Genomic DNA, 16,035 nt, shown 5'->3' on the forward strand with positions numbered 1-16,035 from the left:
ACGCTACGGCCCGGCACTGACATCGGCCGCCGCCCGCGGCCCCTCCGCCCGCAGCAGCGCGACGAGTTCGTCCACGTGCGCGCGGCGGGTGAGGAACCCGTTGACGTTGATCCGCAGCGCCCGCCACCCGTCGAGCACCGTGGTCGCCACCCACGCCCGGCCGCCGCGCTCGACGCGCTGCTGGAGCGTGCGCTGCACCGCGTCCCGCGTTGCGGCCGGCGCGTCCCGTACCGCCGCGGGCAGATAGCGCACGCAGCACACGGCGGTCTGCACGTCGCCCACCGGCTCGAAGTCCTCCGCGGCGGCCAGCTCCGCGGCGAGGTACCGGGTGAGGTCCAACTGCCGTTCCACGATGCGCCGGTAGCCGTCCCGGCCGAGGCCCGCGAGCGCGGCCCACAGCTTGAGCGCGTTGGCGCGCCGGGTGCCGAGCTGGCCGAGGCGGAAGAAGTCGAGCGGTTCTTCGTCCGGGGTGCCGTCCGCCGATCCGCGGTCCCCGCCCCGCCGGTCGTCCAGGTACGCCGGATCGGTGTCGAAGGCGTCGCGCAGCACCCGCGCGCCGTCGCGGGTCAGCAGCACACCGCAGGAGAACGGCACGGACATCCACTTGTGCGGGTCCAGCGTCGCCGAGTCCGCCCGCGCCACGCCCCGCAGCAGCCCGCCGTGCGCCGCGGAGAACGCCAGCGCCCCGCCGTACGCCGCATCGGCGTGGAACCACAGCCCGTACTCCGCGGCCACGTCCGCGAGTTCGTCCAGCGGGTCGACGGCGCCGGAGGAGGTGGTGCCGGCCACGCCGACGACGCAGGCGGGCCGCAGCCCGGCGGCGAGGTCCGCCTCGATCGCGGCGCGCAGCTCGCCGACGCGGATGCGGAAGCGCGCGTCGGTGCCGATGCGGCGCAGGTTGTCCCGGCCGATCCCGAGCACGTCCACGCCCTTGACCAGCGAGAAGTGGGCCTGCTCCGAGGCGTACACGCGAAGCTGCGCGCCGCCGGGCCCCGCCGCGGCCGCGGTGCCGGCCGCCGCGTCCCGGGCGCACTTCAGCCCGATGAGGTTCGCCTCGGACCCGCCGCTGGTGAGCGTGCCGAACGCGCCGTCGCCGTAGCCGAGCAGGTCGCACAGCCAGCGCAGGACGCGTTCCTCCAGCGCGGTCGCGGTCGGCGACTGCCGCCAGGCGGCGGCGTTCTGGTTGAGCGCGGAGCACAGTGCGTCGGTCCAGACGGCGACGGGCAGCGGCGCGGGGTTGAACAGGCCGAAGTAGCGCGGGCTGGAGCTGTGCGTGGCGTCGGCGACGACGTCGCGGGCGAGCGCGTCGAGCAGCTCCAGCGGGTCCGTCCCCCGCTCCGGCAGCGGCCCGGCGAAGCGCTCGCGGAGTTCCGCCGCGGTGGCGCCGGAGCAGACGGGGAGGCCGTCCAGCGCGGCGGCGTAGTCGGCGACCAGTTGCGTCGCGGCACTCCCCAGGCGCCGGTGCTCGGCGGCGAGCGCCGCCGCGGTGAGGTCGTCGTCGTGCATGGATACGTCCATGCAGCCGATCTTCACAAGGGGCCCCGCGACAGGGAAGAGGCATCTTTCCGATGAGGAGACATAGGGTTTTCCTATGGCGGTGTCGTTGGAGGATCTGCGGGTGTTCCGGTCGGTGGCCACGGCAGGCAGCTTCGGCCGGGGCGCCGCGCGGCTGCGGCTGAGCCAGCCGGCGGTCAGCGAGCGGATGGCCCGGCTCGAACGCGACCTGGGCCGCCCGCTGTTCCTGCGCGGTGGCCGGGGGGTGCGGCTCACCGCGGCCGGGGAGCGGCTGCTGCCCTACGCCGAGCGGTGCCTGGCCCTCGCCGAGGAGGCGGTCGCGGTGGTACGGGCCGAGCCCGGCCGGCCGCGGGTGCGGGTCGCCCTGCACGCCACGTTCGCGCCGAGCGTGGTGCCGCGGGTGCTCGACGCGCTCGCGGCGCTGGACGTCGAGGTCGCGTGCACGGACGCGCACAGTGAGGAGGTGGTGCGCGGCCTGGCCGACCACACCGTGGACATCGGGTTCGTGGTGCCGGGACCGTACCCGCACACGCTGACCGTGGAGCCGTTCCTGACCGACCCGGTCGTCTGCGTCGCCCGCCCCGGGCACCCGCTCGACACCGGAGGACCCCTGCGGATCCGGGACCTGGCCGCGTATCCGGTGGCCTGTACGACGTGGGGCGACGGCGCGGAGCGCTTCCTCGACCTGCTGCGCGCGGCCCCCGTGCCGGCGACCGGGCTCCACCCCGTCTCCCCCGCCGAGACCGTCGCGAGCCTGGCCCGGCGCGGCAGCCACGCCGGGGTGCTGACCCGCTCCACGGTGGGCCCGGATCTGGCCGCCGGCGCGCTCGTCGAGCTGCCCGTCACCGACCTGCCGCGCTGGGAGCTGACCCTCGCCCTGGCCCACCGCGCGCAGGACGCCGACACCGCCCCCGTACGGGCGCTGCGCGCGGCGCTGCTCGGCGCCGGCTGAGGCCGCGGGGCGCCCGCGTCACCTGCGGCGCTGGAGCATCCAGCCCACGATCATGCCGATCACCGCCACCGCCAGCAGCGCCAGCCACAGCGGCGTGGTGACCTCCCAGAACAGCAGTTGGATGCGGGTGCGCCGGGTGTTCTGGAAGATGAACGCCAGGCCGAGGGCGGCCAGCACGAGCGCGGCCACCCGGCGGGCCGTGAACGCCTGCCGGGGGCCACCCGTCCGTACCGAGGTATGAGCCATGAGCCCAGCCTGCGCCCCGCGGCCGGGATCGCGCCCGGCGGCAGGGCCCGTTCGGGCGAACGCCGCCCGCCGGCTCAGGCGAGCCCGGGGGCGTCGAGGGTGAGGGTGCCGGCGTCCGCGTCGAGGACGGCGGGGATGCCGAGGGGGACGGTGAGGGCGGGGACGCCGTGGCCGAAGTCCAGGCCCTCCAGCACCGGCACGCCGAGGTCGCCGAGCCGGTTGGCGAGCACGGCGCGGACGGCCTCGTACGGGCCGGAGTCCTCCCAGGTGCCGCAGACGACGCCGGCGACGCCGGTCAGCCAGCCGCTGCGGCGGAGCTGGGTGAGGATGCGGTCGAGCCGGTAGTCCTCCTCCTCGACGTCCTCGATGAGCAGGATGCCGCCGGCGGCACCGGCGCGGGCACCCGGGGTGCCGAGGCCGGCGGCCAGCAGGCTGACGCAGCCGCCGAGCGTGACGCCGCGGGCCCGGCCCGGGACGAGGGCGCGGGCGCCGGGGCTGGTCAGGCGCTGCACGGCGGCCGGCTCGAAGAGGGTGCGGCGCAGGTGCTCGCGGGTGGTGTCATCCGCGACGAACGGCGCCCAGGCGGGCATCGGCCCGTGCAGGGTGGCCACGCCGAGGTGGGTGGCGATGGCCTCGTGCAGGGCGGTGGCGTCGCTGAAGCCGACGTAGACCTTCGGATCCGCGGCGCGCAGCGCGGCCCAGTCGACGTGGTCGAGCATGCGGTGGGCGCCGTAGCCGCCCCTGCCGGAGAAGACCGCGGCGACCTCCGGGTCGAGCCAGGCGCGCTCGAAGTCGCGGGCGCGGGCGGCGTCGTCGGCGGACAGGTAGGGCAGCGCGTCGTGCTCGCCGTACGCGGTGGGGTGGACGACGACGTCCAGGCCCCAGCCGCGCAGCACCTCGACGCCGGCGTCCAGTTCCTTGCGCGGGAACCCGCCGCTGGGGGCGACGACCGCGACGCGGTCGCCGGGGCGCAGCCGGCGGGGGCGGACGAGCGCGGCGGCGGACCCGGTGCCCGGGGCGGCCGGGCGGGCGGCCGCGGCGGCGGGGGGCACGGGTGCGCCCAGGTCCACGGCGGGCACGTCCGGCGCCGCGAAGCCGAACGTCTGCGCGTACAGCGACAGCTCGGCCTCCAGCGCCCGGATCAGGGTGTCGGCGCGGCGGAAGCCGTGGCCCTCGCCCTCGAAGGTGACGTACGCGTGCGGCACGCCCCGGCCGGCGAGCGCGGTCAGGAACCGCTCGGACTGCACCGGCGGGCAGATCACGTCGTCCAGCCCCTGGAGCAGCAGGAACGGCACGGTGATCCGGTCGGCGTGGTGGACCGGGGAGCGGTCGCGGTACCGCTCGGGCACCTCGGCGAGCGGGCCGACCAGCGACTCCAGATAGCGCGACTCGAAGTCGTGGGTCTCGTCGGTGGCCCAGCCGGCGAGATCGAGGATGGGGTAGACGATCGTGCCGCACGCGTACAGCCCCTCGGCCAGCGGCGAGGTGAGGGACGCGGCGGTCGTCCAGCCGCCCGCGCTGCCGCCGCGGATCGCCAGCCGGGCCGGGTCGGCGGTGCCCTCGTCGGCCAGCGCGCGGGCGACGGCGGCGCAGTCCTCGACGTCCACGACGCCCCACTGCTCGCGCAGCCGCTCGCGGTAGGCGCGGCCGTAGCCGGTGGAGCCGCCGTAGTTGACCTCGGCGACGCCGATGCCGCGCGAGGTGAAGTAGGCGATCTCCAGGTCGAGCACCAGCGGTACGTGCCCGGTGGGGCCGCCGTGCGCCCAGATCACGTACGGCGGCAGCTCGTCCTCGGGGCCGGTCAGCTCCGGGTGCTGCGGCGGGTAGACGTGGGCGTGCACCTCGCGGGCCCCGGGGCCCGCGAAGGTGCGGGACACCGGCCGCGGCAGATAGGCCGGGTCGACGGCGTCGCGGTGGGCGTTGCCCGCGACGCGGGCGTAGCCGGTGGCGGTGTCCAGCTCCACGACCTCGTACCCGGTGACGGGGCTCGCGGCCGTGCCGAAGATCCGCTCGCCGGCGACGGCGAGGGCCGCGGCCCAGTTCGACCAGGGGCCCGGCACGTCGGCCAGCTCGCCGGTGGCGGGGTCGAGGACGCCGAGGCGGGTGCCGCCGGTGCCGTGCAGGGTGGCGACGAGGCCGCTGCCGAGGACGGCGAACCAGCGCAGCCCGACCTTCCACAGCGCGTCGGCGAACTCCTCGGGCAGCGGGCAGAGTTCAGTGGTCACGGCGGTGGCGGGGTCGACCCGGTGCAGGTTCCACCAGCCGCTGCGGTCGGTGGCGGCCACCAGCGTGCCGTCCGGCAGCCACTCGGCCTGCGCGACGGACTCCGCCTCGGAGCCGGTCTGGGCGCCGAGGACGGTGGTGACCCCGGCAAGCCGGCCGTCGCCGGTGACGTCGGCGACGCGCAGCTCCGTGCCGTCCCAGGGCATCTGCGGGTGGTCCCAGGCGATCCAGGCGGCCTGCCGGCCGTCCGGGGAGAGGCGGGGGCCGGTGACGAAGCGGTGCCGGTCGTCGGTCAGCTCGCGCACGGCGGCGCGGTCCCTCGCCGCCGAACCGTCCAGCGGCACGGCGGCGAGCACGCGGCGTACGTCGGTGGGGGCCTGCCCGGTGAACTCCTCCAGCACGCACCAGACCTCGCCCCGCTGCGGCAGCACGACGGCGTCGCACCAGCGCAGCCCGCCGCCGACGGCGGAGACGGGGGTGAGCGGGCGCGGCTCGCCGCCGCCGTCCGGCTCGTACGCGTACAGCCGCTGGTCGGGGAAGTGGGTGAAGACGATCAGCGGGCCGCCGGTGGCGCGCGGGGCACCGGCCCAGGGCCGGCCGCCGTACTCGATGACCCTGTTGCGCACGTTCCACGGCGGGGGCAGCACCGACTCCTCGGTGCCGTCCGGGCGCAGCCGCACCAGCGCCCGGCGCCCGCCCTCGCGCGGCCGCGGTGCGGTCCACCACACCTCGTCGCCGACGGTGTCCAGATACTCCGGGCGGCCGTCGTGGGTCGCGGCGAGGGCGGCGGTCAGGGGGGAGGGCCAGGAGCCGTACGGGGCGGTGGTCACGGGCGGCGTCGTCTCTTTCCGCTGGTGGTCGAGGCGCCGGCCGCTCTGCCGGCGCGCTCGCTGGTCATTGGCCGCTTCCCGCGCGGCTGCCCGGGGGCGGTGTGCCGTCAGGCCGATCTGAGGAAGTCGTCCAGCACCCGCACGCCGAAGTGCAGCGCGTCCACCGGCACCCGCTCGTCCACGCCGTGGAACAGCTCCTGGTAGTCGAACCCGGCGGGGAGCTTCAGCGGCGAGAACCCGTAGCCGGTGATGCCCAGGCGGGAGAACTGCTTGGCGTCGGTGCCGCCCGACATGCAGTACGGCACGACGTGCGCGCCGGGGTCGAAGCGCTCCAGGGAGGCGCGCATCGCGGCGTAGAGGGGCGCGTCGACGGGGGCGGTGAGCGGCACCTCGCGGTGGCTGAACTCCCAGTCCACATACGGTCCGGTCAGCTCGTCGAGCGTGCGCGCGAACTCCTCCTCGCCGCCGGCCACCATCCGGCCGTCGATCTGGGCGGTGGCGCTGCCGGGGATGACGTTCACCTTGTAGCCGGCTTCGAGGACCGTGGGGTTGGAGCTGTTGCGCACGGTGGGCGCGACGAGGGCGGCGGCCGGGCCGAGCTTGGCCAGCAGCGCGTCCACGTCGAAGGCGGGGTCGTCCAGTTCCCCGGGGGCGACCTCGACGCCGTAGGCGGCGGCCGTCTCGACGAGCGCCGCGCGGACGGTGGGGGTGAGGCGCACGGGCCAGCGGTGCTCGCCGATGCGGCCGACGGCGGCGGCCAGCCGGGAGACGGCGTTGTCCGCGTTGACCTTCGAGCCGTGGCCCGCGCGGCCGCGGGCGGTGAGCCGCAGCCAGGCCGTGCCGCGCTCGCCGGCGGCGACGGGGTAGAGGCGCAGGCCGTCGCCGGCGTGGAAGGTGAAGGCGCCGGACTCGCTGATGCCCTGGGTGCAGCCGTCGAAGAGCGCGGCGTGCTCCTCGGCGAGATAGCCGGAGCCGTACTCGGCGCTGGCCTCCTCGTCGGCGGTGAAGGCGAGCACGATGTCGCGGCGGGGGCGGACGCCGGCGCGGGCCCAGGCCCGTACGACCGCGAGGACCATCGCGTCCATGTTCTTCATGTCGATGGCGCCGCGGCCCCAGACCACACCGTCGCGGATCTCGCCGGAGAAGGGGTGGACGCTCCAGTCGGCGGGCTCGGCGGGCACCACGTCGAGGTGGCCGTGGACGAGCAGCGCGTCGGCGCCGGGGTCGGTGCCCTCGATGCGGGCCACGACGTTCGTCCGGTCGGGGGCCTTCTCCAGCAGGGTGGGCTCGATGCCGGCGCCGGCGAGGCGCTCCGCGACGTACTCCGCGGCCTGGCGCTCCACGCCGTCGCCGCCGCCGTGGTTCGTGGTGTCGATGCGGATCAGGTCGGAGGTGAAGCCCACCACCTCGTCCAGCGCCGCGTCGTCCGGGCCCGGGTGCGGGGCGGCCGGGGCGTGCGGGGTCGCGTCAGCCATACTGCTCCTCCACCGCGGCCGAGACGAGCGTGGTGACCGCCTTGAAGCAGCGGATGCCCTCGTACATGGTCTCCGTCGTGTACGCCACGCGCCGCTCGCCGGTCGGCGCCACGCCCGGCACCACCGTGGCCGCGCCGGCCAGATGTTCCGCGTCGAACTCCAGCTCCACCGTGAACGGGCCGCCGCGCACCGGCTCGGCACGCACCGCGAGCGCCGCGCCCTCGGTGGCCGCGGCCCGGATGTCCGCCGCGGTACGCGCCGGGGTGCGGCACACCGCGGCGTACCGCGAGACGTAGTCCTTGACGGCGACGCCGGGGGCCGCGGGCGCGTACCCCTTGGCGTCCTCGATGGTCTTGTCGTCGCCGGTGACGAGCACGACGGGGACGCCGAACTCGGCGACCACGTGCGCGTTCAGCAGGCCCTCGCTGGCCCGCACGCCGTTGAGCCAGACGCCCGTGATGGAGTTGGCCAGGTAGGTGTGCGCGAGGACCCCTTCGGCGCCCGCGCCCGTGTGATAGCCGACGAAGGCGATGCCGTCGACGTCGCCGTGCTGGACGCCCTCGACCATGGACAGCGACTTGTGCCGCCCGGTGAGCATCTGGGCGCGGTCGTCGATCCGTTCCAGCAGCAGATTGCGCATCGTCCAATGCGCCTCGTTGACCAGCACCTCGTCGGCGCCGCCGGCGAAGAAGCCCTCGATGGCGGCGTTGACGTCGGATGTGAACATGGGCCGGCAGCGCTCCCACTGCGGGCCGCCGGGAAGCACGTCGGCGGGCCACGTGACGCCGGTGGCCCCCTCCATGTCGGCGCTGATCAAGACCTTCATGCCGAGCCACGGTACGCGGTCGGACGAAGCGGTGAAACCCCTGTGGATACGTACAGAGGTCTAGACCACCTCAACTCCCCCGGAACGCCTCGCGACCAGCCACTTCGACAACCGCCCCGGCCCTCCGCCAGCCGGAGGAAGCACCCCCACGGCGACCCGCGCCGAAACCGGCGAACGCCTCCGGACCCGAGCCCTCCGCCCGGCCGGAGCGGCGGCTAGTCGCCGTGGCCGAGCTGGAGGTCCCGTTCCGTGCGGCCGCCGCCCTCCACGCGCAGCACCGTGGCCACCGGCGGGTACCCCGCGGCGATGACGGTGTACTCGCCCGCCGACAGGTCGACGAAGCGGAACGCGCCGTCCGGGCCCGTGGTGCCGGTGTCGACGACGTTGCCCGCCGCGTCCAGGAGCGTGACCCTGGCGTCCTCCACCGGCCGGCCGCCGTACGCGCGTACGGTGCCGCGCAGCACCGCACCGCCGGCCAGCTCGACGTCCTGCCGGGTCTCCCGCGCCGCCTGCACCGAGACCGGCAGCGCCGCGGGCCGGAAGCCCGGCGCGGTGGCCGCCAGGGTGTACTCGCCGGCGACCAGTTCGCCGATCGCGTACGAGCCGTCGTGGCTGCTGCGCGCCGAGGCGACGACCTCCCCGCGCGCGTCGGTGAGCGTCACGACGACGTTCCCCAGCGGCGTGCCGTCGGCCGCCGCGACGGTGCCGCAGATGCGGCCCGCGCCGCCCAGCACGAGGTCCAGTTCGACCGGCCGGTCCCCGACGGTGACCGTGACGGCCTGCGGCTGGTGCCCGCCGGCCGCGGCCACCAGGACGTACGAGCCGGCGCCCGGGGTGGGCAGCACGTACCGGCCGTCGTCGCGGCTGGCGTCGCGGCCCACCTGGCGGCCGGCACCGTCGATGAGCGTGAGCGCCGCGCGCGGCACGGTGGTGCCGTCCTGGTGCTGCACGCTGCCGCACACCGGCACGCCTGCGCCCGCCGGGACTGTGCCGCGGGCCGCGGGCACGGTGGTGTCGACCGCCGGGTACTCGTCCGTGGCGGGGCCGGGCCCCGAGTGGTTCTGGGACACCAGTGGTCTCTCCTTCAGCAGGAACGCGAACACCACGCCGAGGACGAGCACGGGCACCAGGTACAGGAAGATGCCCGGCATCGCCTCGGCGTAGGCGCGGATGTAGCCGTCGCGCAGCTCGGCGTCGAGCGCGTGGACGGCCTCTGGGGTGATCGACTCCGCGTCCGGCAGCGTGGCGCCGGGGGGCGGCGGGGGCAGGGTGCCGGCCAGTTCGTCGGCGAGGCGGTCGAAGAAGAGGGTGCCGAAGACGGCCGTGCCGACCGAGCCGCCGATCTGCCGGAAGTAGTTGTGCGCGCTGGTCGCGACGCCCAGGTCGGCGGGGCGCACCGCGTTCTGCACGGCGAGGATGAGCACGGGCAGGACGAGCCCGAGTCCGATGCCGAGGACGGCCATCCAGATGCTGTACGAGAGCTGCGAGGTGTCCTCGTCCAGCCGGGAGAGCAGCCACATGCCGACGGCGGCGACGGCGCAGCCGGCCACCGGGTAGGGGCGGTAGCGGCCGGTGCGGGTGATGAGCTGGCCGGAGGTGATGGAGGCGGCGACGGTGCCGATCATCATCGGCAGCATGAGCAGTCCCGACTCGGTGGCGCTGGCGCCGTCGACCATCTGCAGGAAGGTCGGCAGATAGCTGGCGGCGCCGAACATCGCCACCCCCGTCACCACCCCGACCAGGGAGGTGACGTTGAAGATGCTGTCGCGGAAGAGCCGCAGCGGCATGACGGGTTCGACGGCGAAGTGCTCGACGACGAGCAGCAGGACGGTGGCGGCGATGGCGCCCGCGCCGAGGCCGAGGATGACGTCGGAGGTCCACTCGTACTCCAGGCCGCCCCAACTGGTCAGCAGCACCAGGCAGGTGGAGGCCCCGGCGAGGAACAGCCCGCCGAGGACGTCGAGCCGGGGCCGGGCCGTCGGCTTGGGCAGCTTCAGCACCAGCCCGGTCACCAGCAGGGTGACCAGGCCGAAGGGCACGTTGAAGTAGAAGCACCAGCGCCAGGACAGCTCGTCGGTGAAGAACCCGCCGAGCAGCGGTCCCGCGACCGAGGCGAGCCCGAAGGCGGCACCGATCAGACCCATGTACCGGCCGCGTTCGCGGGACGGGACGATGTCCGCGATGATCGCCTGCACGCCGATCATGAGGCCGCCCGCGCCCAGTCCCTGGACGGCGCGGAACGCGATGAGCTGGTCCATGCTGCCGGAGGCACCGGCGAGCCCGGAGCCGATGACGAACACCACGATCGCGAACTGGAAGACGCCCTTGCGGCCGAAGAGGTCGCCGAGCTTGCCGTAGATCGGCAGGCTGATGGTGGACGTGAGCAGGTAGGCGGTGATCGCCCAGGACATCCGGTCCAGGCCGTGGAGTTCGCCGACGATCTTCGGCAGCGCGGTGGCGACGATCATCTGCTCCAGCGCGGCGAGGAGCAGCGCGAGCATCAGGGCCGGGAACACCAGCCGGACGCGCCGGGGGCTCAGCTCCCCGCCGTCGCCGGGGCCGGCCGCCGCGCCGCGCCCGGCCGGCGGTCCGCCCTTCCCGGTACGTCCGGGCCGTTGCGCCGGCTCCGCCGGTACCGCCGCCGGGCCGGCCGCGGGCACGGTGACCGGCTCGTCGTTCACCAGGGTCGTCCCCACGTACCAGCTCCCCATCGTCCGCCTGCGCCGGACCATTTTTCGCACCGCCCAAGATCCGGGGGCAAACGGGATTCACTCCCCCGTGCGGCGCCGCGGCACCGCGCCAACTCAGGTGCGCGGGGCGCCCATCAGCGGCTTTCGCGACGGGGCCGGGGAGCAGGGAGCGTACGGGTGCGCGGCAGGAATCCACTCGAACCGGCGAGCCGCGCGGCGCCGCCTCCGGCGCGGCGTTGACCGGGATCACCCGATCGGGGACTCGACGTGAAGGGAACATGTGTTCTATTCTCGGCAGCAGATCAACAGGAGGTGCCGATGCGCTGGGAGAATCTGACCGACGAGGCCGCCGACGGCGGCGCGGCCGCGGGGGCCGCGCCGCCCGCCCTCTTCGGCACGGCGGCCGTCGTGACCCGCACGTTCGACACCCCGGAGTTCCGCGGCATCACGTTCCACGAGGTGCGGGCCCGCTCGATCGTGAACAGGGTGCCGGGAGCGTCGCGGATGGCCTTCGACTGGACCGTGAACCCGTACCGGGGCTGCAGCCACGCCTGCGTCTACTGCTTCGCCAGAAAGACCCACGACTATCTGGACCTCGACACCGGCCGCGGCTTCGACTCGCAGATCGTGGTGAAGATCAACGCCCCGGAACTGCTGCGCCGCGAGCTGGCGGGCCGCCGGTGGCGCGGCGAGCACATCGCCATGGGCACGAACGTCGACTGCTACCAGCGGGCCGAGGGGCGCTACCGGCTGATGCCCGGCATCCTCGCGGCGCTGCGGGACTTCGCCAACCCGTACTCGATCCTCACCAAGGGCACGCTCATCCTCCGCGACCTGCCGCTGCTCAAGCAGTCGGCCGAGGTCACGCAGGTCGGCGTCGCGGTCTCGGTGGGCTTTCTGGACGAGGAGCTGTGGCGGACCGTGGAGCCGGGCACGCCCGCGCCGCAGCGCCGGCTCGACGTGGTGCGCACGCTCGCGGAGCACGGCATCGGCTGCGGGGTGCTGATGGCGCCGGTGATCCCGTTCCTCAGCGACTCCCCCGGGCAACTGCGTGCCACGGTGCGGGCGGTGGCGGAGGCGGGCGCCACGTCGGTGACGCCGCTGGTGCTGCATCTGCGGCCGGGCGCGCGGGAGTGGTTCATGGCCTGGCTGGAGCGCCACCACCCGCACCTGGTCCGCCGCTACCGCACGATGTACGCGGGCGGGTCCTACGCACCGAAGTGGTATCAGCGCCAGATCACCCGCCAGGTCCACGAGTACGCGACGGAGCTGGGCATAGGCCCGTCGGCCCCCGGCATCGCGCGCCGCATCGAGCCCGAGGAGGGGCCGGGCGCGCCGCCGGACGGCCCGGAGAACACGCAGTTGACGCTGCTCTGACGCCGGTCCGCCGCGCTACGCCGCGAGCCCGGCCCGTACCGCCCCCGCGGCCCGCGGCGGCCCGCCGGAGGCGCGCGCCGGCCCGGTCGCGGGCCGCGCCATCCCTGGCGCGCGCCGCCTCACTGTGAGGGGGTGCGCGGGCCGATCCGGGTGATCGCCGCCGTGGCCGCGCGCCACAACTGCGGGAAGCCGAGCGCCTCGGAGAGCGCCGGGATCGCGCGCGGGTCGCCCAGCTCGCCCAGCCCTTCGACGCAGGCGGTGGCGATCGGCCAGTGGTGCTGCGGCTCGCGCACCAGCCGGTGCAGCGTGCTGATCAGCGCGGGCGCCGACTCCGGCGCGCGCAGCCTGACCAGCAGCCGGATGGCGTGCAGCGCGTACGCGGTGCGCAGCGGGTTCGTCGCCAGGGCCGCCGCCGCCCGCGCGGTGCGCGGGTCGCCGAGCCGGGCCAGCGCGCACGCCGCGCTCTCCGCCCGTACCGGATCGCGGTAGTTGAGCAGCAGCACCAGCGTCTCGAACGCCCGCCGGTCCCCCGCCGTGCCCAGCGCGAAGGCCGCCAGCTCCCGGGCCCACAGCGGCTCGCCCGGCAGTTCCAGCACGCGCGCCAGCTCCTCGTGGGCGGTGGTCGTGTGCTGCCGCGCGAGCGCGGTCATGTGCTCGAACCGGGCCCGCGCCGGCGGGTCCTCCAGCCTGCCGCGGATCCGTTCGGTGAGCGCCAGATACTCCTGGTCCATGCCTCGGCCCCCTGCCTCGCCGGCACTCAGGGTACGTACCCGCCACCGGTCGGTGACGGGCTCGTCGATCGGGGTTCACTCCATGTGTGCCCCGGCTGACGGGTACATTCCCTGATTCGCCCTCTGGCGCCCATGGTTACTCACGAGTTAAGCTCGCGGGACGAGCAGCACCCCTGCTCGGGCGGTCTGGTGACGCAGCCGCCGAGAGCTGAAGTCGGTTCGGCAACTGACAGCACGCGCGACGGGCGCCCCGGTGCCCGTGGCGAGGACGCCCGGCCCCGGGACAGGGCCGGCCGCGGATCTCGCCGCGCGCGCCCCGCCGCCCCGCGCGGTTCCCGCCGCGGCCCCTGCGCCCCGGCCAGGTACACCGTGCGCGTGCGGCCCCGGACCCTCATCTCCCGCGTCACGACTGGAGTCCCGCGATGGACCGCAGCCCTGTCCCCGAGTCCCCCGAGTTCCCCCCGGTTCCTTTCCCCACCGTGGCCGTCGTCGGCCTCGGCACGATGGGCACCGGCCTGTGCGAGGTGCTGGCCCGCGCCGGCCGCGAGGTCGTCGGCATCGACGTCAGCCCGGCCGCCGCCCGCGGCTGCGTCGCCGCGCTGGAACGCGCCACGGAGCGCGCCGTGGCCCGCGGCCGGCTCGCCGAGGGCGATCGCGCCGGCGTCCTGGCCCGGCTGCGTACCTTCCCCGACCTGCGCGCCGCCGCGGAGGCGGACCTGGTCATCGAGGTGGTGCCCGAGTTGTACGAGATCAAGCAGCAGGTCATCGCGGAGCTGGACGGCATCGTCCGCCCCGGCACGGTGCTCGCCACCGGCACCAACGCGCTGTCCGTGACCCGCCTCGCCGCCTCCTCCGCCCGCCCCGAGCGCGTCCTCGGCCTGCACTTCTTCACCCCGGTCCAGGCGATGCGGCTGGTGGAGGTGGTCTCGTCCGTGCTCACCGAACCGGCCGCGGTGGTGCAGGTCACCGCGCTGGTGCGGGAGTTGGGCAAGGAGCCCGTCGCGGTCGGGGACCGGCCCGGGTTCATCGCCGACGGGCTGCTCTTCGGCTATCTCAACCAGGCCGCGGCGATGTACGAGTCGCGGTACGCCACCCGCGAGGACATCGACGCGGCGATGAAGCTCGGCTGCGGCCTGCCCATGGGCCCGCTGGAACTGCTCGACCTGATCGGCGTCGACACCGCGCGCACGGTACTGGAGGCCATGTACGCCGCGTCGCAGGACCGGCTGCACGCCCCCGCGCCCGTCCTCGGCCAGTTGACCGCCGCCGGTCTTACCGGCCGCAAGGCGGGCCGCGGCTTCTACGCCTACGACGCCTCCGGCAGCGGCACCGTCGTGCCGGACGCCGCGCCCGCCGCCGCGGCGGCACCGGGCGCGCCGCCGCGGCCCGTCGAGGAGATCGGCGTGGCCGGCTCCGGCACGATGGCGAGCGGCATCGCGGAGGTCTGCGCCCGGGCCGGGTACGCGGTCACGCTCGCCGCCCGCAGCGCCGGGAAGGCGGCAGGGGCCAAGGCCCGGGTCGCCGCGTCGCTGGACCGCTCCGTGGCCAAGGGCCGCCTCGGCGCCGCAGAACGCGACGCCGCGCTGGCCCGGATCTCCCCCGCCGGCACCCTGGACGCGCTGGCCGGCGCCGGCCTGGTGGTGGAGGCCGTCGCCGAGGACCTGGCGGTCAAGCGGCAGTTGTTCGCCGCGCTGGACGAGGTGGCGCGGCCCGGCGCCGTGCTGGCGACCACCACGTCCTCGCTGCCCGTCATCGCCTGCGCCGCCGCCACCTCGCGCCCCGAGGACGTGGTCGGCATGCACTTCTTCAACCCGGCGCAGGTCATGAAGCTCGTCGAGGTGGTGCGCACGGTCCGTACCGCGGACGACGCGCACGCCACCGTCCGCGCGGTCTGCGCCGGGCTGGGCAAGCACGCGGTGGACTGCGGCGACCGGGCCGGCTTCATCGTCAACGCGCTGCTGTTCCCGTATCTCAACAACGCCGTGAAGATGGTCCAGGAGCACTACGCCTCGCCCGACGACATCGACGCCGCGATGAAGCTCGGCGGCGGCTACCCCATGGGCCCCTTCGAACTGCTCGACGTCGTCGGCCTGGACGTCTCGCTGGCCATCGAGCGCGTGCTGCACCGCGAGTTCCGTGACCCCGGCCTGGCGCCCGCGCCGCTGCTGGAGCACCTGGTCGCCGCGGGCTGCCTCGGCCGCAAGACGGGCCGCGGCTTCCGCGAGTACGCCGCCGCCCGGCGCTGATCGCCCGCCGCCCGGCCGCCGCCTGCCGCTCCCCGAATTGACGGCGATCCGGGGGCCACGCATGGAGTACGTTCCTTACATGTCCCAGCCTGCGAAGCCCAGCCGTTCGAACTCCAGCACCCAGCGCCTGAAGATGCGCCGCGACATCGCGGCCGCCGCCATGGAGCTGTTCGCGACCAAGGGCTACGAGGCGACGACAGTGGACGAGATCGCCGCCGCGGCGGGCGTGGCCCGCCGCACCTTCTTCCGGCACTTCCGCTCCAAAGAGGAGGCGATCTTCCCCGACCACGACGACACGCTGGAGCGTGTGAAGGCCGTCCTGGACGCCGCGCCGCCGCACGAGTACCCGCTGGACACCGTCTGCCGCGGCATCCGGGAGGTCATGCGGATGTACGCGGCCCAGCCCGCGGTCTCCGTCGAGCGCTACCGGCTGACCCGCGAGGTGCCCACGCTGCGCGAGCGCGAGATCGCCTCGGTCTCCCGCTACGAGCGGCTGTTCACCCGCTATCTGCTGGGCCACTACGACGAGGGCGCCCACCAGGACGGCGACGACGGCCCGCTGCTCGCCGAGGTCGCCGCCTCGGCGGTGGTCACCGCGCACAACCACGTGCTCCGCCGCTGGCTGCGCGCGGGCGCGGAGGGGGACGTGGAGGGCCAGCTCGACCGCGCCTTCGCGGTGGTACGGGCCAGGTTCACCGGCGTCGGCCAGCCGCAGGGCCCCGCGGGCCTGGGCGGCGCGGCGGGCGCGCCGGCGGTCGTCACGGCGGGCGGCGAGGGCTCGGACGTGCTGGTCGCGGTGGCCCGTACGGACGCGCCGCTGAGCGAGGTCATGCGCACCATCGAGAAGGCGCTGAAGAAAAGCTGACCAGGGGTTTCACCCCCATCCAGGGCTCCCCGGCCGCTCCGGCCGGGGAGCCTTCGCAT

The 16,035-nt window shown here is 75.2% G+C and carries 11 protein-coding genes; 4 read left to right on the forward strand and 7 right to left on the reverse strand.

Translation table 11 applies throughout. The features are described 5' to 3' along the window. Positions 1-3: 3 nt before the first annotated feature. Positions 4-1,518, reverse strand: a complete 1,515-nt coding sequence (locus CXR04_RS05025) for a pyridoxal phosphate-dependent decarboxylase family protein (protein ID WP_159072262.1) — start codon at positions 1,516-1,518, stop codon at positions 4-6. Positions 1,519-1,591: 73 nt separating this feature from the next. Between CXR04_RS05025 and CXR04_RS05030 the strand changes: the two genes are divergently transcribed. Then, positions 1,592-2,467 carry a LysR family transcriptional regulator gene (locus CXR04_RS05030; RefSeq protein ID WP_101420681.1) on the forward strand — a complete coding sequence of 292 codons (876 nt, stop codon included), beginning with the start codon at positions 1,592-1,594 and terminating at the stop codon, positions 2,465-2,467. A gap of 18 nt (positions 2,468-2,485) precedes the next feature. Here the strand turns inward: CXR04_RS05030 and CXR04_RS05035 are convergent, their stop codons facing one another. The 5 genes from CXR04_RS05035 to CXR04_RS05055 form a co-directional block, all read right to left on the reverse strand. After that, positions 2,486-2,713 (reverse strand): lipopolysaccharide assembly protein LapA domain-containing protein, encoded by a 228-nt coding sequence (locus CXR04_RS05035; RefSeq protein WP_101420682.1) that lies wholly within the window; start codon positions 2,711-2,713, stop codon positions 2,486-2,488. A 74-nt stretch (positions 2,714-2,787) separates the two neighbouring features. Continuing rightward, entirely contained in the window at positions 2,788-5,766 is a 2,979-nt protein-coding gene (locus CXR04_RS05040; RefSeq protein WP_101420683.1) for a prolyl oligopeptidase family serine peptidase, read from the reverse strand. Between the two features lie 107 nt (positions 5,767-5,873). Continuing rightward, on the reverse strand, positions 5,874-7,241 hold the full coding sequence (locus tag CXR04_RS05045) for a M20/M25/M40 family metallo-hydrolase (RefSeq protein ID WP_101420684.1): 1,368 nt from the start codon (positions 7,239-7,241) through the stop codon (positions 5,874-5,876). Then, positions 7,234-8,067: a M55 family metallopeptidase gene (locus CXR04_RS05050; RefSeq protein WP_101420685.1), complete on the reverse strand. Its 834-nt coding sequence runs from the start codon at positions 8,065-8,067 to the stop codon at positions 7,234-7,236. Before CXR04_RS05050 ends, CXR04_RS05045 begins: the two co-directional genes overlap by 8 nt. Positions 8,068-8,282: 215 nt before the next feature. Next, complete coding sequence (locus tag CXR04_RS05055; protein WP_101426198.1) at positions 8,283-10,778, reverse strand: MFS transporter; 2,496 nt, start codon at positions 10,776-10,778, stop codon at positions 8,283-8,285. A gap of 297 nt (positions 10,779-11,075) precedes the next feature. Between CXR04_RS05055 and CXR04_RS05060 the strand changes: the two genes are divergently transcribed. Further along, complete coding sequence (locus CXR04_RS05060) at positions 11,076-12,134, forward strand: Rv2578c family radical SAM protein (RefSeq protein ID WP_101420686.1); 1,059 nt, start codon at positions 11,076-11,078, stop codon at positions 12,132-12,134. A gap of 119 nt (positions 12,135-12,253) precedes the next feature. On the opposite strand, the gene CXR04_RS05065 is transcribed toward CXR04_RS05060, so the two are convergent. Then, positions 12,254-12,865 carry a HEAT repeat domain-containing protein gene (locus CXR04_RS05065; RefSeq protein ID WP_101420687.1) on the reverse strand — a complete coding sequence of 204 codons (612 nt, stop codon included), beginning with the start codon at positions 12,863-12,865 and terminating at the stop codon, positions 12,254-12,256. A 422-nt stretch (positions 12,866-13,287) separates the two neighbouring features. Here CXR04_RS05065 and CXR04_RS05070 point away from each other — a divergent pair, with 422 nt between their 5' ends. Together CXR04_RS05070 and CXR04_RS05075 are read left to right on the forward strand one after the other, a co-directional pair. Then, the gene (locus CXR04_RS05070) at positions 13,288-15,111 is read left to right on the forward strand and encodes a 3-hydroxyacyl-CoA dehydrogenase family protein (RefSeq protein WP_101420688.1); all 1,824 of its coding nucleotides are present in this window, start codon (positions 13,288-13,290) and stop codon (positions 15,109-15,111) included. 79 nt (positions 15,112-15,190) lie between these two features. Next, positions 15,191-15,976, forward strand: coding sequence for a TetR family transcriptional regulator (locus tag CXR04_RS05075; protein WP_101420689.1), 786 nt, complete (start codon positions 15,191-15,193; stop codon positions 15,974-15,976). Positions 15,977-16,035 lie beyond the last annotated feature (59 nt).

This window comes from Streptomyces sp. CMB-StM0423, from assembly GCF_002847285.1.
Classification (GTDB): domain Bacteria; phylum Actinomycetota; class Actinomycetes; order Streptomycetales; family Streptomycetaceae; genus Streptomyces.

Coding starts and splice junctions, on each gene's coding strand:
- CXR04_RS05065 (WP_101420687.1), bottom strand. CDS start 12,865: ATGGACCAGGAGTATCTGGCGCTCACCGAACGGATCCGCGGCAGGCTG.
- CXR04_RS05055 (WP_101426198.1), bottom strand. CDS start 10,778: ATGGGGAGCTGGTACGTGGGGACGACCCTGGTGAACGACGAGCCGGTC.
- CXR04_RS05070 (WP_101420688.1), top strand. CDS start 13,288: ATGGACCGCAGCCCTGTCCCCGAGTCCCCCGAGTTCCCCCCGGTTCCT.
- CXR04_RS05060 (WP_101420686.1), top strand. CDS start 11,076: ATGCGCTGGGAGAATCTGACCGACGAGGCCGCCGACGGCGGCGCGGCC.
- CXR04_RS05035 (WP_101420682.1), bottom strand. CDS start 2,713: ATGGCTCATACCTCGGTACGGACGGGTGGCCCCCGGCAGGCGTTCACG.
- CXR04_RS05045 (WP_101420684.1), bottom strand. CDS start 7,241: ATGGCTGACGCGACCCCGCACGCCCCGGCCGCCCCGCACCCGGGCCCG.
- CXR04_RS05025 (WP_159072262.1), bottom strand. CDS start 1,518: ATGGACGTATCCATGCACGACGACGACCTCACCGCGGCGGCGCTCGCC.
- CXR04_RS05050 (WP_101420685.1), bottom strand. CDS start 8,067: ATGAAGGTCTTGATCAGCGCCGACATGGAGGGGGCCACCGGCGTCACG.
- CXR04_RS05075 (WP_101420689.1), top strand. CDS start 15,191: ATGTCCCAGCCTGCGAAGCCCAGCCGTTCGAACTCCAGCACCCAGCGC.
- CXR04_RS05030 (WP_101420681.1), top strand. CDS start 1,592: ATGGCGGTGTCGTTGGAGGATCTGCGGGTGTTCCGGTCGGTGGCCACG.